15 protein-coding genes and 2 pseudogenes are annotated in these 18,583 nt (G+C 67.7%); 9 read left to right on the forward strand and 8 right to left on the reverse strand.

Annotated elements, in window-relative coordinates:
* The first annotated feature begins 57 nt into the window (after positions 1-57).
* Together MSG_RS00750 and MSG_RS00755 are read left to right on the forward strand one after the other, a co-directional pair.
* Positions 58-1,623, forward strand: coding sequence for a SulP family inorganic anion transporter (locus MSG_RS00750; RefSeq protein WP_096436240.1), 1,566 nt, complete (start codon positions 58-60; stop codon positions 1,621-1,623).
* 77 nt (positions 1,624-1,700) lie between these two features.
* A complete protein-coding gene (locus tag MSG_RS00755; RefSeq protein WP_170063186.1) occupies positions 1,701-2,291 on the forward strand; it encodes a class I SAM-dependent methyltransferase in 591 nt (196 codons plus the stop codon).
* 25 nt (positions 2,292-2,316) lie between these two features.
* Here the strand turns inward: MSG_RS00755 and MSG_RS00760 are convergent, their stop codons facing one another.
* The 3 genes from MSG_RS00760 to MSG_RS00770 form a co-directional block, all read right to left on the reverse strand.
* On the reverse strand, positions 2,317-2,697 hold the full coding sequence (locus MSG_RS00760; RefSeq protein ID WP_232011132.1) for a hypothetical protein: 381 nt from the start codon (positions 2,695-2,697) through the stop codon (positions 2,317-2,319).
* Between the two features lie 88 nt (positions 2,698-2,785).
* A complete protein-coding gene (locus MSG_RS00765; protein ID WP_096436246.1) occupies positions 2,786-4,123 on the reverse strand; it encodes an aromatic ring-hydroxylating oxygenase subunit alpha in 1,338 nt (445 codons plus the stop codon).
* 17 nt (positions 4,124-4,140) lie between these two features.
* Positions 4,141-5,901 (reverse strand): N-acyl-D-amino-acid deacylase family protein, encoded by a 1,761-nt coding sequence (locus MSG_RS00770; RefSeq protein WP_096436248.1) that lies wholly within the window; start codon positions 5,899-5,901, stop codon positions 4,141-4,143.
* A 294-nt stretch (positions 5,902-6,195) separates the two neighbouring features.
* On the opposite strand from MSG_RS00770, the pseudogene MSG_RS00775 reads away from it, so the two are divergent.
* Positions 6,196-7,312: pseudogene (locus MSG_RS00775) on the forward strand (catalase family peroxidase).
* Complete coding sequence (locus MSG_RS00780; protein ID WP_096436250.1) at positions 7,309-7,881, forward strand: cytochrome b; 573 nt, start codon at positions 7,309-7,311, stop codon at positions 7,879-7,881. Before MSG_RS00775 ends, MSG_RS00780 begins: the two are co-directional and overlap by 4 nt.
* Here the strand turns inward: MSG_RS00780 and MSG_RS00785 are convergent.
* Both MSG_RS00785 and MSG_RS00790 read right to left on the reverse strand, forming a co-directional pair.
* Positions 7,878-8,897 (reverse strand): alpha/beta hydrolase, encoded by a 1,020-nt coding sequence (locus tag MSG_RS00785; RefSeq protein ID WP_232011133.1) that lies wholly within the window; start codon positions 8,895-8,897, stop codon positions 7,878-7,880. The two genes, MSG_RS00780 and MSG_RS00785, sit on opposite strands and share 4 nt — an antisense overlap.
* Before the next feature lie 68 nt (positions 8,898-8,965).
* Positions 8,966-9,562, reverse strand: coding sequence for a TetR/AcrR family transcriptional regulator (locus tag MSG_RS00790; protein ID WP_096436254.1), 597 nt, complete (start codon positions 9,560-9,562; stop codon positions 8,966-8,968).
* A gap of 194 nt (positions 9,563-9,756) precedes the next feature.
* Between MSG_RS00790 and MSG_RS00795 the strand changes: the two genes are divergently transcribed.
* The 3 genes from MSG_RS00795 to MSG_RS00805 are packed head-to-tail and all read left to right on the forward strand — an operon-like array spanning position 9,757 to position 13,630.
* Positions 9,757-11,982 (forward strand): acyl-CoA dehydrogenase, encoded by a 2,226-nt coding sequence (locus tag MSG_RS00795; protein ID WP_096436256.1) that lies wholly within the window; start codon positions 9,757-9,759, stop codon positions 11,980-11,982.
* Positions 11,983-11,990: 8 nt separating this feature from the next.
* On the forward strand, positions 11,991-13,211 hold the full coding sequence (locus MSG_RS00800; protein ID WP_096436258.1) for a thiolase family protein: 1,221 nt from the start codon (positions 11,991-11,993) through the stop codon (positions 13,209-13,211).
* A 2-nt stretch (positions 13,212-13,213) separates the two neighbouring features.
* Positions 13,214-13,630, forward strand: a complete 417-nt coding sequence (locus MSG_RS00805; RefSeq protein ID WP_096436260.1) for a Zn-ribbon domain-containing OB-fold protein — start codon at positions 13,214-13,216, stop codon at positions 13,628-13,630.
* A gap of 21 nt (positions 13,631-13,651) precedes the next feature.
* Here the strand turns inward: MSG_RS00805 and MSG_RS00810 are convergent, their stop codons facing one another.
* Positions 13,652-14,836 carry a sulfotransferase family protein gene (locus MSG_RS00810; protein ID WP_096436261.1) on the reverse strand — a complete coding sequence of 395 codons (1,185 nt, stop codon included), beginning with the start codon at positions 14,834-14,836 and terminating at the stop codon, positions 13,652-13,654.
* Positions 14,833-15,908, reverse strand: a pseudogene (locus MSG_RS00815) (DUF1214 domain-containing protein). The gene MSG_RS00810 and the pseudogene MSG_RS00815 overlap by 4 nt, the downstream one beginning before the upstream one ends.
* A 17-nt stretch (positions 15,909-15,925) precedes the next feature.
* Here MSG_RS00815 and MSG_RS00820 point away from each other — a divergent pair.
* Complete coding sequence (locus MSG_RS00820; protein ID WP_096436263.1) at positions 15,926-16,537, forward strand: TetR family transcriptional regulator; 612 nt, start codon at positions 15,926-15,928, stop codon at positions 16,535-16,537.
* 117 nt (positions 16,538-16,654) lie between these two features.
* Positions 16,655-17,563, forward strand: coding sequence for a DUF4436 domain-containing protein (locus tag MSG_RS00825; protein ID WP_232011134.1), 909 nt, complete (start codon positions 16,655-16,657; stop codon positions 17,561-17,563).
* On the opposite strand, the gene MSG_RS00830 is transcribed toward MSG_RS00825, so the two are convergent.
* Positions 17,560-18,564 carry a LacI family DNA-binding transcriptional regulator gene (locus tag MSG_RS00830; protein WP_096436265.1) on the reverse strand — a complete coding sequence of 335 codons (1,005 nt, stop codon included), beginning with the start codon at positions 18,562-18,564 and terminating at the stop codon, positions 17,560-17,562. The genes MSG_RS00825 and MSG_RS00830 overlap by 4 nt on opposite strands.
* Between the last annotated feature and the right edge of the window lie 19 nt (positions 18,565-18,583).

Below are 18,583 nucleotides of genomic sequence, written 5' to 3' on the forward strand. Positions count from 1 at the left end.
GCCGCTACTCGCGGGTGGTAACCATGCCCGGTTTTCAGACCTGACCAGGGAGGGTCGATGCAGCGGAGGACACAGGCCGACAGCGAGGCCGGGCAGGGCCCGGCCTCGCGATTGGGCCGACTACGCGCGGTGATTTGCCACGACATGTCGGCGTCGCTGGTGGTTTTCCTGGTCGCGCTCCCGTTGTCGCTGGGCATCGCGATCGCCTCGGACGCGCCGGTGCTCGCCGGTCTGATCGCCGCGATCGTCGGCGGCATCGTCGGAGGGGCGATCGGCGGCTCGCCCCTGCAGGTCAGCGGTCCCGCGGCCGGGCTGACGGTCGTCGTCGCCGATCTCATCGGCGAATTCGGCTGGCAAATAACGTGTTTCATCACAGTGATCGCGGGGATCATGCAGGTTCTGTTGGGCCTCAGCCGCGTCGCGCGCGCCGCTCTGGCGATCTCGCCCGTCGTCGTCCACGCGATGCTGGCCGGCATCGGAATCACGATCGCCCTGCAGCAGGTTCACGTGCTGCTGGGCGGCGAGTCGATGAGTTCGTCGTGGGACAACGTCACAGCGCTGCCCGCGCAGATTCTGAGCGCCCACCGGCCCGGGCTCGTGCTGGGTGTGCTGGTGATCGGCATCCTGATCGCCTGGCGCTGGGCCCCGGCCAAGGTGGCCGCTGTTCCGGGCCCGCTGGTCGCCATCGTGGTGGTAACGGTTGTCTCGCTGATCTTTCCGTTTCGGGTGTCCCGCATCGAGCTGGACGGGTCGGTGCTGGAGGCGGTGCAGTTGCCAGGCATTCCCCACGGAAACTGGGGCGCGGTCGTCGTCGGCATCGTTACCGTCACGCTCATCACCAGCGTGCAGAGCCTGCTGACCGCCGTCTCGATCGACCGGATGCATCACGGTCCGCGCACCGATTTCAATCGCGAGCTGATCGGTCAGGGCGCGTCGAACATCGTGTCCGGGGCCATCGGAGGCCTGCCGATCGCCGGCGTCATCGTCCGCAGCGCGGCAAATGTCAACGCGGGCGCTAAAACCCGCGCCTCGACGATCATGCACGGCTTCTGGATCCTTGTCTTCGCCCTGCCGTTCGCGGAGCTGGTGGAGCAGATACCGACCGCGGCACTGGCCGGGCTGCTCATCGTCATCGGGATCCAGTTGCTGCAGCCGGCCCATATCGAAACAGCGATGAAGACAGGCGATTTCACCGTCTACCTGATCACGGTCGTCGGCGTGGTGTTCCTGAACCTGCTGCAGGGTGTGATGATCGGGCTGGCTGTGGCCATCGCCCTGACCGGGTGGCGGGTGATACGGGCCAAGGTGGAAGCCACACCCGACGGCGACGACGAATGGCGGGTGGTCGTCGAAGGGGCGTGCACCTTCCTCGCCCTGCCCCGGTTGACGCGCGTGTTGGCCTCCGTGCCGGAGCGCACCACCGTCAACGTGCACCTGCTGGTGAATTACCTGGATCACGCCGCGCATCAGGCGATCAGCGACTGGCAGAACCAGCATCGTGCCCGCGGCGGCACGGTGGAGATCCACGGCGCCACCGAAGTAAGCCGGCTCACGCGCCGCGTCGACCACGATCCCGCGCAAGCCCATCACCTGACACTCGTCGACGCGAAGACGCCGGCCTAAGCGGCCCTTGCAATCACTTGAAGTTAGGATACCCTAAGTTCAACGACGAGCAAGGAGGCGCTATGCCGACAACGTGGGTGGACGCATTGCTGCACAAGGCGCGCGAGAAGGGCGCCTCGCCCTATCCGCATCAGGCGGCGTTCTTCCTCAATAACCCTGTGCGCCGGGCGTTTTCCAAGCCCGGCCGGATCGTCGACGAGATCGGACTCAACGGATCCGAGCGCGTACTGGAGGTCGGGCCAGGGCCGGGCTTCTACAGCGTGGAGATCGCCCGCCGGCTCATCTACGGGCGCCTCGACCTGTTCGACCTGCAGCCCGAGATGCTGCAGAAGGCGCGGCGGGAACTCGAGCACGCCGGCTTTCACGACGTCGGCTTCACGGCGGGGCAGGCCGCCGAGGGATTCCCGTTCCCGGATCACGCGTTTGACACCGCATTCCTGGCGGCGGTGATCGGCGAGGTGCCGGACCAGCAAGCGTGCATCCGGTCGCTGGCCCGCGTGTTGAAGCCGGGCGGGCAGCTGGTGTTCGCGGAGGCGTTCCCCGACCCCGACCGCCTGAGTGTTCAGCGGCTGCGTGAACTCGCCGAGCCGGAAGGCTTCGAATTCGTCGACGCGACCGGCAATCGATGGCGAGACTTCGTGCGTTTTCGCAATGGCAACGCCGCCTGAGGCAGTGCCGCCGCGCGTCGAGCAGTTACAACGGCGGGGCCTGGTCGGTCAGGTTCAGCATGAGATAGGCGATGCAGAACAGGAAGTTCAACACCAACAAGATCAGCCCGGCAAATATCGCCGAGCGGGTGCCCTGGCGTTGCAGGCGCTTGAACTTCGCGGTGCGCTGATCGCGTTCCATCTGCGTAGCGATCAGGGCGAAATGGATATCGGTCGCTTCGTTTTCGGTGCAGGGCATGCCCGCGAGCATCTGCTGAAGGCGATCCGGCGCGGTGTCTATTCCGACACGGGCAAACCGCCGGCTCATCCGCCGTGCCCGCCGCTTTCCCAGAATCTGATATCGCATGTGAACTTGGTGCGAGAGTCGTCCTCGTTCTTCGTCAAGGGGATTCGAAGCGGCTGTCACAAGCGGGAGTCTAGACCCGTTCGGGCGCTTTCGGGTGTGCAGCGCGTGATTACTTTGGCCGAATCCGATGCGCGATTTCGGGTGCTGCTCATGGGGCGTCGGCACCCCCGCTCATCCGCTCCGATTCGGGTAGGTCGAGGTAGCGCTCGAGGTTGCGATGCAAGTTGATCACCCGGCGTTCCTCACCCGAAAGGGCGAGGTGCGTGAAGCCCGGCTGGTGCATGCCCCGCTGTAAGCCGGCGAGCACGCGAATGTCTTGGCTCAGCACCACGCCCGGCTCGGCCGCCTCGGCGGACAACCGAACGTCGGCCGGATTGGTGCGGGGCGCGCCCGGCGCCATCCGCGTCATCAGGAACATCACCAGCTCACCGTGATCGGGGTCCATGCCCGGGCGCGAGCACATGATCGTCAGGTGGTCGGCATTGGCCAGCAGCGTCATGTTGGGGAACACGTTGTACTGGTGCAGCCGCGTGATCCGATCGGTGTCGGCCCATTCGAGATTCACGCCCCGCGAAGCCGCGAATTCCCGGGTGCGCGCCGCGATCAGTTCCTGGACGGTCAGCCCGGCCCGGCATTCGTCGGCCGGGAAGGCCGTGCCCTGGGCCGCGCCCATTAGCGCGCCCTGGGTGTATACGTAAGCGTCCCAGACCTCTTCGTCGCTCAGCGCGCCCTCAAAGCGCGGGCTTGGCACGCCGTAGGGCTGGTCGGATTTGCCGGTATGACCCCAAATCTGTTGCGGCGCATGTATATCGTCGACGCAGCGCAGCAGCTCCGGATGCAGGGTCTGGATGTGGTAGGTCTCGCTGTAGCCGTCGGCGATCGTCTTCCAGTTTGCCTCGACGTCGACCGTGAGGCTGGCATAGCACCGGAAATCTTCCAGCTGACACCAGGCGATGTCATCGGGTATCTCCTCGAGATAGTCGAGCAATGGCATCGCGTCCGGGTCGAGATTGACGAAGACGAGCCCCGCCCAGCTGTCGACCCTAGCTGGCAGCAAGGGGAACTCGGCCAGGCGCAGCGCGCCGAAGGCCTTGCGATTGGGCACCCGCTTGAGCTTGCCGGCCAGATCCCAGGTCCATCCGTGATATCCGCACTTGAGCTCGCGCAGACCCGAACCCGAGCCGGTGCACAGCGAATTGCCGCGATGGCGGCAGGCGTTCTGAAAAGCGCGCAGCACACCGTCCTCGCCGCGGACGATCAGCACCCCGTACGGGCCGCAGCGGTATTCGAAATAGTCGCCCGGTTCGGCGACGTGGTCGACCATGCAGGCGACCTGCCACACTTTCGGCCACATGCGTTCGGTTTCGAGCGCCGCGAACGCCGGGGAGTAATAGCGCTGCGCCGGAACCAGAGTGGGGCTCGGCGGCGGGATGCCGATGGCGTCCTCGTCGCGGCTGCGAGTCCGGTTGCCTGCGGCTGCCGTCATGGGTCTGCCTCGGAGCCTTACCGCGCTCCTCGGACCAGACGCCCGGGCCGTGCCCCGGTGTCGACGTCCTTGCGGCGGGTCACGGTACCGCTGACGATGGTCGCGGCGTACCCGCTGGCGCCCTGCAGGATCCGGTTCCCGCCGGCCGGCAGGTCGAACGCCATCGCCGCCGGGTGCAGCGTCAGCGCATCCAGGTCGATCACGTTGATGTCGGCCTTCTTGCCCGGCTCGATCGTGCCGCGGTCGGTGAGGCCGAACAGGTGCGCGGTGTCGCGGGATTGCTTGCGGATCACGTACTCCAGCGACAGCTTGTCGCCCCGGTGCCGGTCCCGCGCCCAGTGCGTGAGCAGGAACGTGGGATAGGAAGCGTCGCAGATCATCCCGCAGTGGGCGCCGCCGTCGGACAGCCCGAGCACGCCGGCGGGGTGCAGCAGCATCTCCCGGATTGCGTCGTGGTTGCCCTCGGCGTAGTTGAACAGCGGCAGCATCAGCATCGCGGTCGCGTTCCGCTCGAGCATCAGGTCGTACAGCGTGGAAAGCGGGTCCTCGCCGCGCGCCTTGGCGATGGCCGCGACCGTGCGGTCGGGGGTGGGCTCGTAGTCGGGCGGATCGCCCAGGGCGAAGAGCCGGCCCAGCGAGTGCTGCACCAGCGCGAACATGCCGTCGAACAGCAGGCTCGGGTTGGCGGGCAGGTCTTCCTCGGACAGGATCGCGGCCTTCACCGCGGGGTCGGCTAGCCGTTGCACGAGCTCTTCGCGGCTGTGCTCCGCCGCCAGCCGGCGGTAGGTGGGCCGATGGCTGAAGCCGTGGTGGCCCTGGAAGCCGATCATCATGCCGAACGGCCGGGCAGCGACCTGCGGGTACAGCCGGGCGCCGTCGGCATGCGCGTCGGCCGAGCGGTCGAGCATCTCGCGCCACAGGTTCGGATCGGCGTCCACCTGGATGAGGGCGAACGACACCGGGCGGTCGATCTCGGAGCTCAGCCGTCGCATCCAGTCCAGTTCCTTCTTGGGCGCGACGATGTCCTCACCCGCGGACCCCTGCGGCGCCAGCTCGAACACCGCCTGGCCGCCGGCGGCCATGGCCCGGCCCAGGCCGAACAGCTCATCCTCGGCCGCGTAGGTGCCGGGGACCGGTTCGCCGTCCATCGCGCGGTGGCCCATCGTGCGCGACGTCGAGAAGCCCAGCGCACCCGCCTCGATCGCCTCGCGAACCAGCCGGCCCATCGCCTCGATGTCCTCGGGGGTCGCCGGCTCGTTACGCGCACCCCGCTCGCCCATCGCGTAGGCGCGAATGGCGCCGTGCGCGACCTGGCTGCCCACGTCGATCGAGAAACTGTGCTTGCCGATCGCGTCGAGGTATTCGGGGTAGGTCTCCCAGCCCCATTCGATGCCCTCGGTCAGGGCGGTACCGGGAATGTCCTCGACACCCTCCATCAGCTCGATCAGCCATTGCTCGCTGCCGGGGCGCACCGGCGCGAAGCCGACGCCGCAGTTGCCGGTGACGATGGTGGTGACGCCGTGGCCGCTGGACGGCTCGAGCAGGCCGTCCCAGCTCACCTGGCCGTCGTAGTGGGTGTGAATGTCGACAAAACCGGGGGCCACCACATGACCTGTCGCGTCGATGGTTTCGGCCGCCGGACCGCCCAATTCGGGGTCGTTGGCCCCGCGCCGAAAGACGTCGACGATCTTGCCGTCTTTGATGCCGATGTCGGCCTGGTAGCGCTCGGCGCCCGCCCCGTCGACGACAGTGCCACCGGTGATTTTGAGGTCGAACACGAGTTCCTCCGGGTCTGTTCGGGGTCGCCATGGGCTGGCTGGCCGAAGCTGGTGGACACGAGACCGGGGGCCGCCCGGCCTCGGCCGCCATTTACGCTACGCCTCGTCCCGTAAATAGTGAAGGCATTCGCGGTGATGGGTTGAACGTTTCCCTGTCGGCCGCCGTGATCCGGGTTGTCTGAATCGATCGCCACAGAAGTTGCGCACGCGATAGGCCCGTGGGTGAATTGCGTTCACCGACTTCGTTCCCACGCCGCGCGCTACCGCAGGAAAAAAGCGGAAAGGACGGTGGGCATGCAGCCCGCTGATCGCGACAGCGAGCACAATGACGAGCCGGCCGCAGCCCCGCCACCGCGTGCACTGAGCCGCCGGGGTGCGCTGCTTGGCATCGGCGCGGTGGCCGGTGCTGCCGCGGTCGACGTGGGCGGGTTCGGCTATGCCGGTGGTTGGCTGCGGCCCGACGACCTGACCCCGCCGCGGTTCGCCGATCGCTTCGAGCATGTCTACGGCCGCCATGACGGGTTTCGGCGCAACCACGCCAAAGGCCTCAGTGCCACAGGGGTTTTCGAAAGCACCGGGGAAGCCGCGGCGATCTGCCGGGCGGCATTGTTCCGCCGGGGCAGCGTCCCGGTGACGGGCCGGTTCTCGCTGGGCGGCGGACTGCCCGACCAGGCCGACAAGCCGGACACGGTCCGCGGCCTGGGCCTGCTGTTCCAGGCGGCCGACGGCCAGCAGTGGCGCACTGCGATGATCAACCTTCCGGTGTTCACCGACCGCACGCCGCAGGGCTTCTACGAGCGGTTGCTCGCGTCCAAGGCCGTGCCCGCCACCGGCAAGCCGGACCCGCAGAAGATGGCCGCATTCCTCGACCGGCATCCCGAGACCGCCGCCGCGCTGAAAATTATCAAGCAGACGCCGCCCAGCACGGGCTTCGCCGACAGCACGTTTCACGGCCTCAATGCCCTTCCTGTTCACCAACGGCGCCGGCGCGACCGTTCCGGTGCGATGGTCGGCGGTGCCGCAGGCCGGCGAAACGGCCGCACCGCCGTCGCTCGGCAAGGACTACCTGTTCGACGCGCTCATCGACACGGTCGCGCAGCGGCCGGTGCACTGGCGGCTGGTTGTCACGATCGGAGAGCCGGGCGACCCGACCGACGACGCCACCACACCCTGGCCCGGGTCGCGGCGGTCGATCGAGGCCGGCACCATCACGATCACGGCGGTGCAGACCGAGGAGGCGGGCAACGCCCGCGATGTCAACTTCGACCCGACGGTGCTGCCGGACGGCATCACCGTCTCCGACGATCCCCTGCTGGCCGCGCGCTCGGCCGTCTACGCCCGCTCGTTCACCCGCCGCGCCGAGGAACCGAAATCGCCCAGTGAGGTCGATGTCCGCGCGATGCGCTCATGAACACGCGTGAAGACGAAAAGTCAAAGCTAACAGTACGATTCACGGTGCTTTCCCGGATCCTGCACTGGACGATGGCGCCGATGGTCATCATGCAGCTGCTGATCGGCGTCACGATGATCGCCTCCCTGAGCTACTACCCGCTGTTGCTCGCGATCCATCGGCCGCTCGGAATCGCGATCCTGGTCTTCGCGGTGGTCCGCTTGGCGAATCGGCTGACACATCGCCCGCCGCCGTTCCTGGCGACCATGGGCCGCGTCGAACGACGGATCGCGACCTGGTCGGAGTACTTGCTGTACGCCTTGTTGTTGGCCCAGCCCGTCGTCGGGTGGGCCATGCTGTCGGCCGCGCGGTTCCCGATCGTCATCGTGGGCCCGATCCGGCTGCCCGGCATCGCACCGCACAATCTCGACCTGTACGCGGTGCTGCAGGAATGCCACGGCATCTTGGCGGTTCTGCTCTTCGCGGCGTTCACCGCACATGCCTGCGCGGTGTTGTTCCACACCCTGGTGCTGCGCGACAGGCTGATCGACCGGATGGCGCTGTGGCCCGCCCGGACCGGCCGTGGCTAGAGTCGGCCGCGCAAGTAGTCGACCGACTTGCGGCGAAAGTCGGTCATCGCCGGTGCCTTCGGGGCCATGATGTCGGCGCCGTGGTACATGCCGGGAACGACGAGCAGCTCGCAGGGCACCCCGCTGGCCCGCAACGCCTCGGCGTAGGCGACGGATTCGTCGTAGAACAGGTCGAGGGTGCCGACGCCGATCCAGGCCGGGGCCAGACCGGACAGGTCGGTGCGCCGGGCGGGCGCCGCGTACTCCGGCGCGTCGGACAGCCGCGGCGGCCTGCCGAGGTACGCCGTCCACCCGAAGCGATTCGATTGGGCGGTCCACATGAATCTACCTCGGCCGCAATGGTTGTCACGCAGGGCGGTGCGGTCGTCGAGCATCGGGTAGCAGAGGATCTGGGCGCGTAGGGCGATGCCCTCGTCGTGTGCGCGTTGAGCGACGGCCGCGGACAGGCCGCCCCCGGCGCTCGAACCGATGACCGCGATGCGGTCCGGGTCGAGGCCGAGTTCCTCGGCGTGGTCGCGCATCCAGTGCAGCGCCGTCATGCAGTCGTCGAGGGCGGCGGGAAAAGGGTGTTCGGGTGCGAGGCGATAATCCGGTGAAACCACTACGACGTCGAGTTCGTCGGCTAGCGGGCCGTAACCACCGGCCTCCAGTTGCGGTGAGCCCAGGATCATTCCGCCCCCGTGAATCCACAGCAGCGCCGGTCGGTTGCGTGGTCCCGGGCGGGTCGGTGTGGCGACGAGGACGGTGACGGGGCAGACGTCGCCGGCCTGTCGGCTGGTCAGCGCCACCCCATCGCCCGCCGATGCTTTGATCCGGGCAAGCGGCCGGCTGAGCCGCATTCTCGGCGTGGTCATGGGGCCGGTGAGCAGCAGCAGGGGACTACGCAGCGCGGGGTCGATTTCGCCGATGGCATCACGCAGGGCCAGATAGCGCCGCGCGACGAAACCGGCTCCAGCAACGGCCAGCACCGCCAGGGCCTTCTTGAACACCGGGGCACCGCCTTTCGTGGTCGTCACGATCGTCGGATTATGCCCCATCCGACGAGCCGAACTGCGCCAGCGCCCACGTCACGCGGACGACGTGGTCAACGAGCTAGCGAGTCGACGACGAGCCGGGCGGTCAGCTCGGCCCGCTTGCGCGAGAACGACTGTGCGTCAGACAGGATCGGGTAGACCACGCCGCCGACGATCGCGTCGGCGGCCGACGCGGCGGTCGGCTCGTCGATGCCCTCGGCCAAGAGCCGGGTCCGCACGCTGTCGTGCAGCGGCAGGCTGAACCCGGCCCGCAGTCTGACGGCAGTGTCCTCGTGTTCCATGCAGGCGACGGTCAAGGTGCGCAGCATGGCCGAGCCGCGTGCCGTCGTCAGCGTCGCCGTGAGTTTGAGCACCCAGCCCACCAGGTCGGCCGCGAGGTCGCCGGTGTGGTCCACCGACGCGAGGATTTTGTCGGCGTCTTCCAGCATCACGTCGGCGACCAGCGCGGGGCGGCTGGGCCACCAGCGATAGATGGTCTGCTTGCCGACGCCGGCCCGCGCGGCCACGGCTTCGATGGTCAGGCCGTCGAAGCCGCGCTCGAGGAGCAGCTCCCGGGTGGCGGTGACGATCGCCGTGCGTGACTTCTCGCTGCGCCGCCGCGTCGAGCCGGCCGCTGGTGGGCTCGCCCGGGTGGGGTCGGCTGACATTTTGTGATCCTCGTTTCTGCCGATACCGCGCGGTGATGGCCCTCGCCGCCCGCACCGGGCGCGCTTTACATATCCTGACCCGGACCGTAATCTTCCACAAGACGAGACGGTTCGTCTTGTAAGACGGAAGGATATCAGTCCGTGCGGCCTAAGCCCACGTTCGCCACTTTCGGAACCTGCTGCGGACCACTCTCATGACCCTGGGACTCACCCCCGAGCAGCACGACCTTGGTGCGGCCGTCGGCCAGTTCGCCGCTCGGCATGCACCGATCGCCAGCACCCGCGACAGCTTCGACGAGTTGGCGGCGGGAAAGCCGCCGCAATGGTGGGATATGTTGGTAGGAAACGGCTTTCATGCGGTACACCTGCCCGAAGAGCTCGGCGGCCAGGGCGGCCGGCTGATCGATGCGGCGTGCGTGCTGGAGTCGGCGGGCAAAGCCCTGCTGCCCGGGCCGCTGCTGCCCACTGTGACGGCGGGCGCCGTGGCTCTGCTGGCAGACCCGTCGCCGGCCGCCGAATCACTGATCCGCGACCTCGCTTCGGGCACACCCGCCGCGCTCGTCCTGCCCGGCGACGCGGACTTCTGCGCGCGCCGCGACGGCCAGCGCTGGCTGCTGGCCGGCCGCTCGAAGGTGACCACCGGCGCCCGCGCGGCGCGGGTGATCCTGGTCGGCGTTCACGCCGACGGCGGCGAGATCGTCTGGGTGCCGGTGCATACCGGAAACCCGTCCGTCGCAGTCGAATCGGTGCCGGGCACCGATCTGGTCGGCGATATCGGAGTCCTGCGGCTCACCGACTACGCCGCGGACCAGTCGAGTGCCCTGACCGGCATCGACCCGGACCGCGCCGCGGGTGTCGTGGTGGGGCTGGTGGCGAGCACGATGGCCGGTATCGCGCAGTGGTGCGTCGACGTCGTCACCGCGCACCTGCGCACCCGCGAACAGTTCGGCAAGGTCATCGGGACGTTTCAGGCTTTGCAGCACAACGCGGCGATGCTGTTGGTGAACAGCGAGCTGGCCACCGCCGCGGCCTGGGACGCGGTGCGCGCCGCGGACGAACCACTCGACCAGCACCGCCTGGCGGCGGCCGGGGCGGCGACGATCGCCGTCTCGCCGATACCGGACCTGGTGCTCGACGCCCTGACGATGCTCGGGGCCATCGGGTTCACCTGGGAGCACGACATGCACCTGTACTGGCGGCGGGCGATCAGCCTGGCGGGCTCGATCGGCCCGGCGAACCGCTGGGCGCGACGGCTGGGCGAGCTCACCTGCACCCAGACGCGCGACATGTCGGTGAATCTGGGTGACGCCGAAGCCGACTTCCGGGCGTGGGTCGCCGAAACGCTGGATGCGGCAATGCAATTACGCAATGACACGCCCGCACCGCACGGCGACTACCCGGACCAGGCCTCGGGGCCGCAGCGCACGTTGATCGCCGACGCCGGCCTGATGGCACCGCACTGGCCGGCGCCGTGGGGCGTCGACGCCGGACCCCTCAAACAGCTCATCATCGACGAAGAGTTCGCCAGGCGGCCGGACCTGGTGCGGCCATCGTTGAATATCGCCGAGTGGATCCTGCCCTCGGTGCTGGCCGCCGCGTCGAAAGAGTTGCAGGAGAAGCTGATCCCGCCGACCCAGCGCGGTGATATCCATTGGTGTCAGCTGTTCAGCGAACCCGGAGCCGGCTCCGACCTCGCGTCGCTGGCCACCCGGGCGACCAAGGTCGACGGCGGCTGGCGCATCAGCGGCCACAAGATCTGGACGTCGCTGGCACAGTACGCCGACCTGGGGGCGCTGCTGGCGCGCACCGACCCCGAAGCCAGCAAGCACCGCGGCATCGGCTACTTCATCATCGATATGCGCTCTCCCGGAATCGAAATCCAGCCGATCAAGACGGCCACCGGGCAGGCGCACTTCAACGAGGTGTTTTTCAACGACGTCTTCGTGCCGGACGAGATGCTGCTCGGCGGTCCCACCGACGGGTGGAGCCTCGCGATCGCCACTATGGCCGAAGAGCGCTCGGCCATCAGCGGATACGTCAAGTTCGACCGGGCCATCGCGCTCCGCCGGCTCGCCGCGCAACCCGGGCCGGATCGGGTCGACGCGCTGCGGGCGCTCGGCGAACTCGACGCCTACACCAACGCGATCCGGGCGCTCGGCGTGCGGGAGACCATCCGGCTGCTCGACGGGCAGGCGTCGGGTCCAGCGTCGAGCATCGCCAAGGTGGCAATGAACGTGTTGCTGCGCCGCACGTTCGAGGCCACGCTGCAGTTGACCGGACAGGTAGCGATGGTCGATGACGTCGAGGCCGCGGTCGTGGAACCTTACCTGCATCTGCCGGCCGAGTTGATCGGCGGCGGAACGAGGGAGATCCAGCTCAACATCATCGCGCAGATGATTCTTGGTCTACCCCGGAAATAAGGACGCTGATGGGATTACGTGGAGAAGCCGCGATCGTCGGGTACGTCGAGCTACCGCCGGAGCGCATGACCAAGGCGTTGAACCAGTCTGAGCCGGCCCCGTTCGCGATCGAGCAATGGGCCGAGCTCGGCGCCGCCGCGCTCGGCGACGCGGGACTGCCGTTCGAGGTCGTCGACGGCATCGTGGCCTCGCACCTGGCCGAGTCGGAGATCTTCGTGCCCTCGACCATTGCCGAATACCTGGGAGTGGGAGCGAGATTCGCCGAGCACGTCGATCTCAGCGGCGCGAGCGCCGCGGCCATGGTGTGGCGGGCCGCCGCCGCGGTCGAACTCGGCATCTGCGACGCGGTGCTGTGCGCGCTGCCCGCACGCTACATCACCCCGATGTCTCCTAAGAAGCCAAAGACCTACGGTGATGCGTTGTATTTCGGGTCATCGAGCAACCAATACGGCTCTCCGCAAGCCGAATTCGAGATTCCCTACGGAAATCTCGGCCAGAACGGCCCATACGGTCAGGTGGCGCGGCGTTATGCGGCGGTCTACGGCTACGACGAGCGGGCAATGGCCAAGCTCGTCGTCGACACGCGCGTCAATGCCAACCATACCGACGGCGCGATCTGGAAGGACAAGCCGCTCAGCGTCGACGACGTGCTGGCCAGCCCGGTGATCGCCGATCCGCTGCACATGCTGGAGATCGTCATGCCCTGCGTCGGCGGCGCGGCCGTCGTCGTGGCCAACGCGGACTTGGCGCGGCGGTCGCGCAATCGCCCGGTGTGGGTCAAGGGCTTCGGCGAACATGTGCCGTTCAAGACCCCGACCTACGCCAAGGATCTGTTGCACACCCCGATCGCGGAGGCCGCCGCCACCGCTTTTGCCATGACCGACCTGACCCGTGACCAGATGGACATGGTGTCGATCTACGACTGCTACACCATCACCGTACTGCTGTCCCTGGAGGACGCGGGCTTCTGCGAGAAGGGCAAGGGCATGGAGTTCGTGGCCAACCACGACCTGACCTTCCGCGGGGACTTCCCGCTCAACACCGCCGGCGGCCAACTCGGTTTCGGCCAGGCCGGATTGGCGGGCGGCATGCACCACGTCTGCGACGCGAGCCGGCAGATCATGGGCCGCGCGGGTGCGGCCCAGGTCGCCGACTGTAACCGCGCCTTCGTGTCCGGCAACGGCGGCATCCTGTCCGAGCAGACGACGCTGATCTTGGAGGGCGACTGACGGTGGCCGCTTTCGAACGACCAATGCCGGTGAAAACGCCTACCACCGCACCATTTTGGGCTGCGCTGGCTCAGCACCGCATCGTCATCCAGTATTCGCCGTCGTTACAGTCCTACGTGTTCTACCCGCGGGTGCGTGCGCCCGGCACCCTGGCCGACGACCTGGAGTGGCGGGAGATCTCCGGCCTGGGGACGCTGTATTCTTACACCGTGGCGCACCGGCCGGTCAGTCCGCATTTCGCCGACGCCGTCCCGCAGCTGCTCGCGATCGTCGAATGGGACGAGGGCCCAAGGTTTTCCACCGAGATGGTCAACGTCGACCCGGCCGACCTGCGAGTCGGGATGCGGGTGCGGCCGGTGTTCTGCGACTACCCGGAGCACGACGTCACCCTGCTGCGCTACGAACCGGCCGGGGAGTAGCCCGAACGCCGGGCGCGATCGTCAGCGCAGTTCTTCGGCCGGGACCCCGTAGCGCTCCTGGTAGGCACTCACCCGCTCGCGCACCTCGCCGGCGTCCAGGCCGGTGTCCGACCAGGTGTAGCGGCCGCGCCCGCCGTCGCCGGGATGCTCGGCCAAAAAATCGCGCATCTTCTGCTCGGTGCCGGGCTTCAGCTCGCGGCCGAGCTTGGTGTAGATGTCCTTGATCGTGGTCCACGGATCGTTGATGAAATCCGTGAACTGTACGTCGATCACCTGGCCCTCGGGGACCACGCCCTTGTCGCGCAGTGCCATCCCCCGGTCGAGGCCGACAACGATCTCCTCGTAGGACTGCGCCGCGCACTCGGCGATGTTGGACTCGTCGCTGGCCATGCGGCGCAGATGATGGGTCAGCGCGGCGATGGACGAGATGACGTTGAGCGGGTCGCGGTGTGTCTGCACGATCAACGCGTCGGGATACTCGGCGAGCAGCTTGTCCAGCTGCCACAGGTGCGCCGGCGACTTCAGCAGCCACTGACCTGGCACGCGGGACTGCAAGTGCTGCAAGAAGATTCGGTGATAGCGGTACGCGCCGGTGTGGTCGGCGTCGTACAGCAGCCAGCGATAGTAGGTCGGCAGGCGGTACTGCACCGTGAAGATCATGCTGGTGAATTCGCTGGCGGTGATGCGCACGCACTCCTGGCCCACCAGAGCCCCCATCGGGTGAAACTTCAGGAACCCGGGAATGATCTGCTCGGACATCTCGATGCTGGCCTGCGCCTGGGCGATGCGCGGATCGGTGTGGTAGGTCTCGGGCTGCGGGACCGGGAACGGCGCGTCGACCTCCCAGGTCAACGGTGCGCGCAGCTCCGGATCCTGGGCGAGTAGGTCGTAGAGGATCGTTGTCCCGGTGCGGGGCTGGCCGACGATAAAAATCGGCGCGTCAATGGGTTTGGTGGCGATGTCCGGATTCAGCTTGCGCCACGCGATCACATCGAGCCGGTTCTTCAGCGCGCGGATCACGTCGAGGTGGGCGACCTCCACCCCGATCGGCGACAATCGCGCCTCGTTGGCCAACCCGTCGGCGACGAGCTGAAGCCCGTGCCGCCAGCCCTCGAAGCCGGGAGCGTCGCCGAAGTCGTCGCTGCCGGCTTCCGCGCACGCGGCGGCAATCAGGGCTTCCGGATCGAATCGCTCCTGCAGCGTCATGGCCGCCCCTCACCTCGGCGCACCGACACCGCGACGGCGGGCGGCTCGGGGTTGTCCAGCCAACGCAGCACGACGAATCCGCGATGGCGGCCGCCGGTGTCGAGCCAATGCCCGAACCCGTAGTCGGCAGCCGAAATGGCGATGCGCACCTTGCCGTCCTCGTCCGGCCGCACCGCGCGGCTGGTCACCGAGCTGTGCCGGCGACGGGGCTCGAGGCACTCGTGCCAGATGCTTTCCAGCGTGACGTTCCAGTATCTGGTTTCGGGCGGGTCGATCTCGAGGACCAGGGCCTGATCGGCTTCCAGCCGGAAGGTGCCCATCATGTACAGATTGTCCGGCGTGGTGTCGGCCGCACCCAGCTCGCGGCCTCGGCGGTCAGCAGCGTGTTGGGGTTTTGCAGCAGCTCCGGCTTGATAGTGCGATGCAGCGTAACGAGTTTCATCAGAGTCCACGCCATCGCGGTGAATTGTTCGGCGAGTTCGCCGTCGGAGAGCGGCGCCAGCGGGTCGGGGTCGAGGGCCTCGATTCGCATGGTGGCCAGCTCTTCGGTGGCCTGGTCACCGATGTACTCCCGGACGACGACCGACGAGGCGTCCTCGGGGATTCGCACCCAGTGCGCGCCGCCGAGATCCGCGGGCTCATCGGCTGAGAGCACGAGCGCGAATTCGCCGGAGCGCAGGGTCAGGTCGACGTCACTGACGTAGTTGGACATTCGCCGTGGCGTCAACCCGGTGCCCGCCAGGATCTGGAAGCCGAGGTAGGCGCTGGTGCCGCGGGTGCCGGTGATCCGGAAGTGTCGGTCGCCCCGGATCATCGCCAGGTAGTAATTGCCGTCGGGGTTGGGGCCGCCGATCATCCGGTTCGGCGAGCACATATCGAAAAACGACGGGGCTCCGAGGTCGGCCTCGACGGACAATTGCGAGCACAGCGACGAGACCCTGGCGATGACCCGAAGCCCCTCCAGCAGCTCACATTCCGTTTCGGCGTCCTCGGTAACGATCTTGGTGACATCGGCGAGCATCTGCTGGAAAAACTGCCACGCCGCCAGCGCCTTTGCCGGACTTTGAGTCATAGTCTTACATTTAGACTATGTCTCACCCATTGTCCAGCACGACCTCGCCCATCGAGCGCCGGCGCGCGGCGACGCGCCAGCGGGTTGCGGCGGCGGCCGCGCAGCTGGTAGCCGACCGCGGCCTGGCGGCGGCAACGGTGGAGCACATCGCCGATGCCGCCGACATCAGCCGGGCGACCTTCTTCCGGTATTTCAACTCCAAGGAAGACGCCATCGCCGAGGGCGTGAACCTGGTGTGGCTGAATCGGATCACCGCCGCGCTCGCGGTCCAGCCGCCCCAGCTGACGGGCACCGAGGCCGTCGTCGCGGCCTTCGCCGACCTCGCGCTCGGATTCGCTGAGATCGAGGACCAGGTACGCGAATTGGCCTTGCTCACAAGGTCATCCGAAACACTGGACGCCTGGACGCTGCACATCTACGCGCGATACGAATCGGCCATCGCCGAGCTGGTCGCGCCGCGGATGGCCGACCTGGCCCCCCAGGATCCCAGGCCGCGCCTCCTCGGCGCGCTCGCGATGGCCGCGGTGCGCATCGCCCTGGACGATTGGCTGACCCACGGCGGATCGCTACCCGATCGGGTGCATCAGGGTCTTGCGGCGCTGGCCATTTCAGAATCCGCGGGGCCGTAGGGCGGCTTCCGCACGTAACCTGTTGAACTCCTTGGAAGGCCCTGCCATACCCGGGTGTCTCGCGCGTGCCCGACTATTGTGGAACGAACGTCACGGTTGGGAGGCAAAGGGGTGCCGGTGCAGTTGGCAGCGCGAGCCGAACCTGAATCCACGGTCGCCGCGCGCACGTCACACAAAAGGGTCGGCGTCGTCGTGCTGCTGGCCGTCGTCGTCGGCGCGATGTTCATGTCGATCGTGCTTTACATCGATGGTGCTGCGCCGCATCGTGTTTCAAGCGATGGACGGACGGCCGGCACTGGCACCGCCGTGACACTGGACGTCGAGAGTATCCAATCCAATTACAGCCTGCTCATGGGCAACCTCGAGATCTCGCCGGGATCTGCGCTACTCGATCGGGACACCCAGAGCCTCAAGCAAGACCTCACGGTAGAGGTCACCTCGGTCGCGACGCCGGTCAAGCGCACCTGGCGCAAGGGCATGCTGCCCGGTGTCATTCCTGTGCCGCTGACCTTGTCGCGTGACGTCGAACGCTGGCCATTCGATCGCTACTACACCGGACCGATCACGGTCGAATTGTTCGTCGGCGCGGCGCCGACACCCGAACGCGCCCACGTGATGATCGTCGACCGACTGCCTGGCTGGAGGCTCGACTCCGGGGGGCCCACGAAGTCCAGCCCGTTCGCGCCGTACGAGCTACAGATGCGACGCTCGGTGAGCACCATGGTGTTCGCGATCACCATCCTGTGCATCCTGGTCGCGATTGCCGGTGCGGCCGTTTTCGTGGCCGTCCAGACACTGCGGGGCCGGCGAAAGTTCCAGTCGCCGCTGACCGCCTGGTACGCGGCCATGCTGTTCGCGGTGGTCCCGCTCAGAAACGCCCTTCCCGGGTCGCCGGTGTTCGGCAGCTGGATCGACCTGACGATCGTGTTGTGGGTGCTGGTCGCGCTGGTGGTCTCGATGCTGCTGTACATCGCGAGTTGGTGGCTGCAGCTGCGGACCGGGCCGGACGGCGGCGCGCCCGGCTAGGTCGTCGCCCGGACCACGAGGCGGGCGATATCGGAGGACTGGGGCGCCGCTTCGGCGGGATACCCCAACTGGTCGTAGACGGCGGCAAGCGCGACGTCGGCGACGGCGCGTGGTTCGAACTTCACCGTCGTCAACGGGGGCGTGCTCACCAGCCCCATGGCGCTGGCGTCCGCACCGATCACGGCGAGGTCGTCCGGGCAGCGCAACCGCGCCTGGTGCATGCCGTAGAGCACCATGCACGCGATCTCATCGCTTTGCGCGCAGACCGCGCTGACACCGTCGCGCACCCACCTGATCACCACCTCCTCGGCGGTCTCGGGGGTGACCACGGCGACGGCCAGTGGCGGTAGTTGGCGCGACCGCGTCGCGCGTGAGACGCCTTCGAACCAGTAATCGCCCAGCTCGCGCCACCGCGGAATTCCGGTGTAGGCGAAGGCCATTCGCTGATGGCCGCGCGAGACCAGGTGCGCCACCCGCATCTCGCCGACCGACAGGTGGGGTTCGCCGAGCGCGGGCAGCGTGCCGATGTTGATGTGCGGTATGCCGGCCGCGCGGATCGCGGCGCGGGCTGCGGCGCTGAGCGGGAACAAGCTGGTGACCGCGATCGGGTCGAGGTTTTGAATCGCATCCACCACGTGCCGGTCGTCCTCGGTCTCGAAGATCTGCACCTGCAGCAGGCCCAGCCGGGCCAAGGCGGTGGTCATGCGACTGCCTGCCTGCATGGGCATCTCGCCCAGCGCCACGTGCGGGACCACGTAGACAACCACGCTGCTCTTGCCGCGGGCGAGATTGCGGGCGGCGAGATTGGGCCGGTAACCCAGTGACTGCGCCGCGCGGTGGACCGCGTCGCGGGTTTGCGGGGAGATCTTGCGGCCCTGGGCGTTGTTCAGGACGTAGCTGACGGTCGCCGTCGACACCCCGGCCAACCGGGCCACGTCGGCGTTGGTCGGACGGGCAAACTTGTTTGCCGTCATCGTGCCTTTTCCCCCGGGCCCGGCCATGGCTCATGGTGGCACGCGA

It is taken from the genome of Mycobacterium shigaense, assembly GCF_002356315.1.
Taxonomy (GTDB): domain Bacteria; phylum Actinomycetota; class Actinomycetes; order Mycobacteriales; family Mycobacteriaceae; genus Mycobacterium; species Mycobacterium shigaense.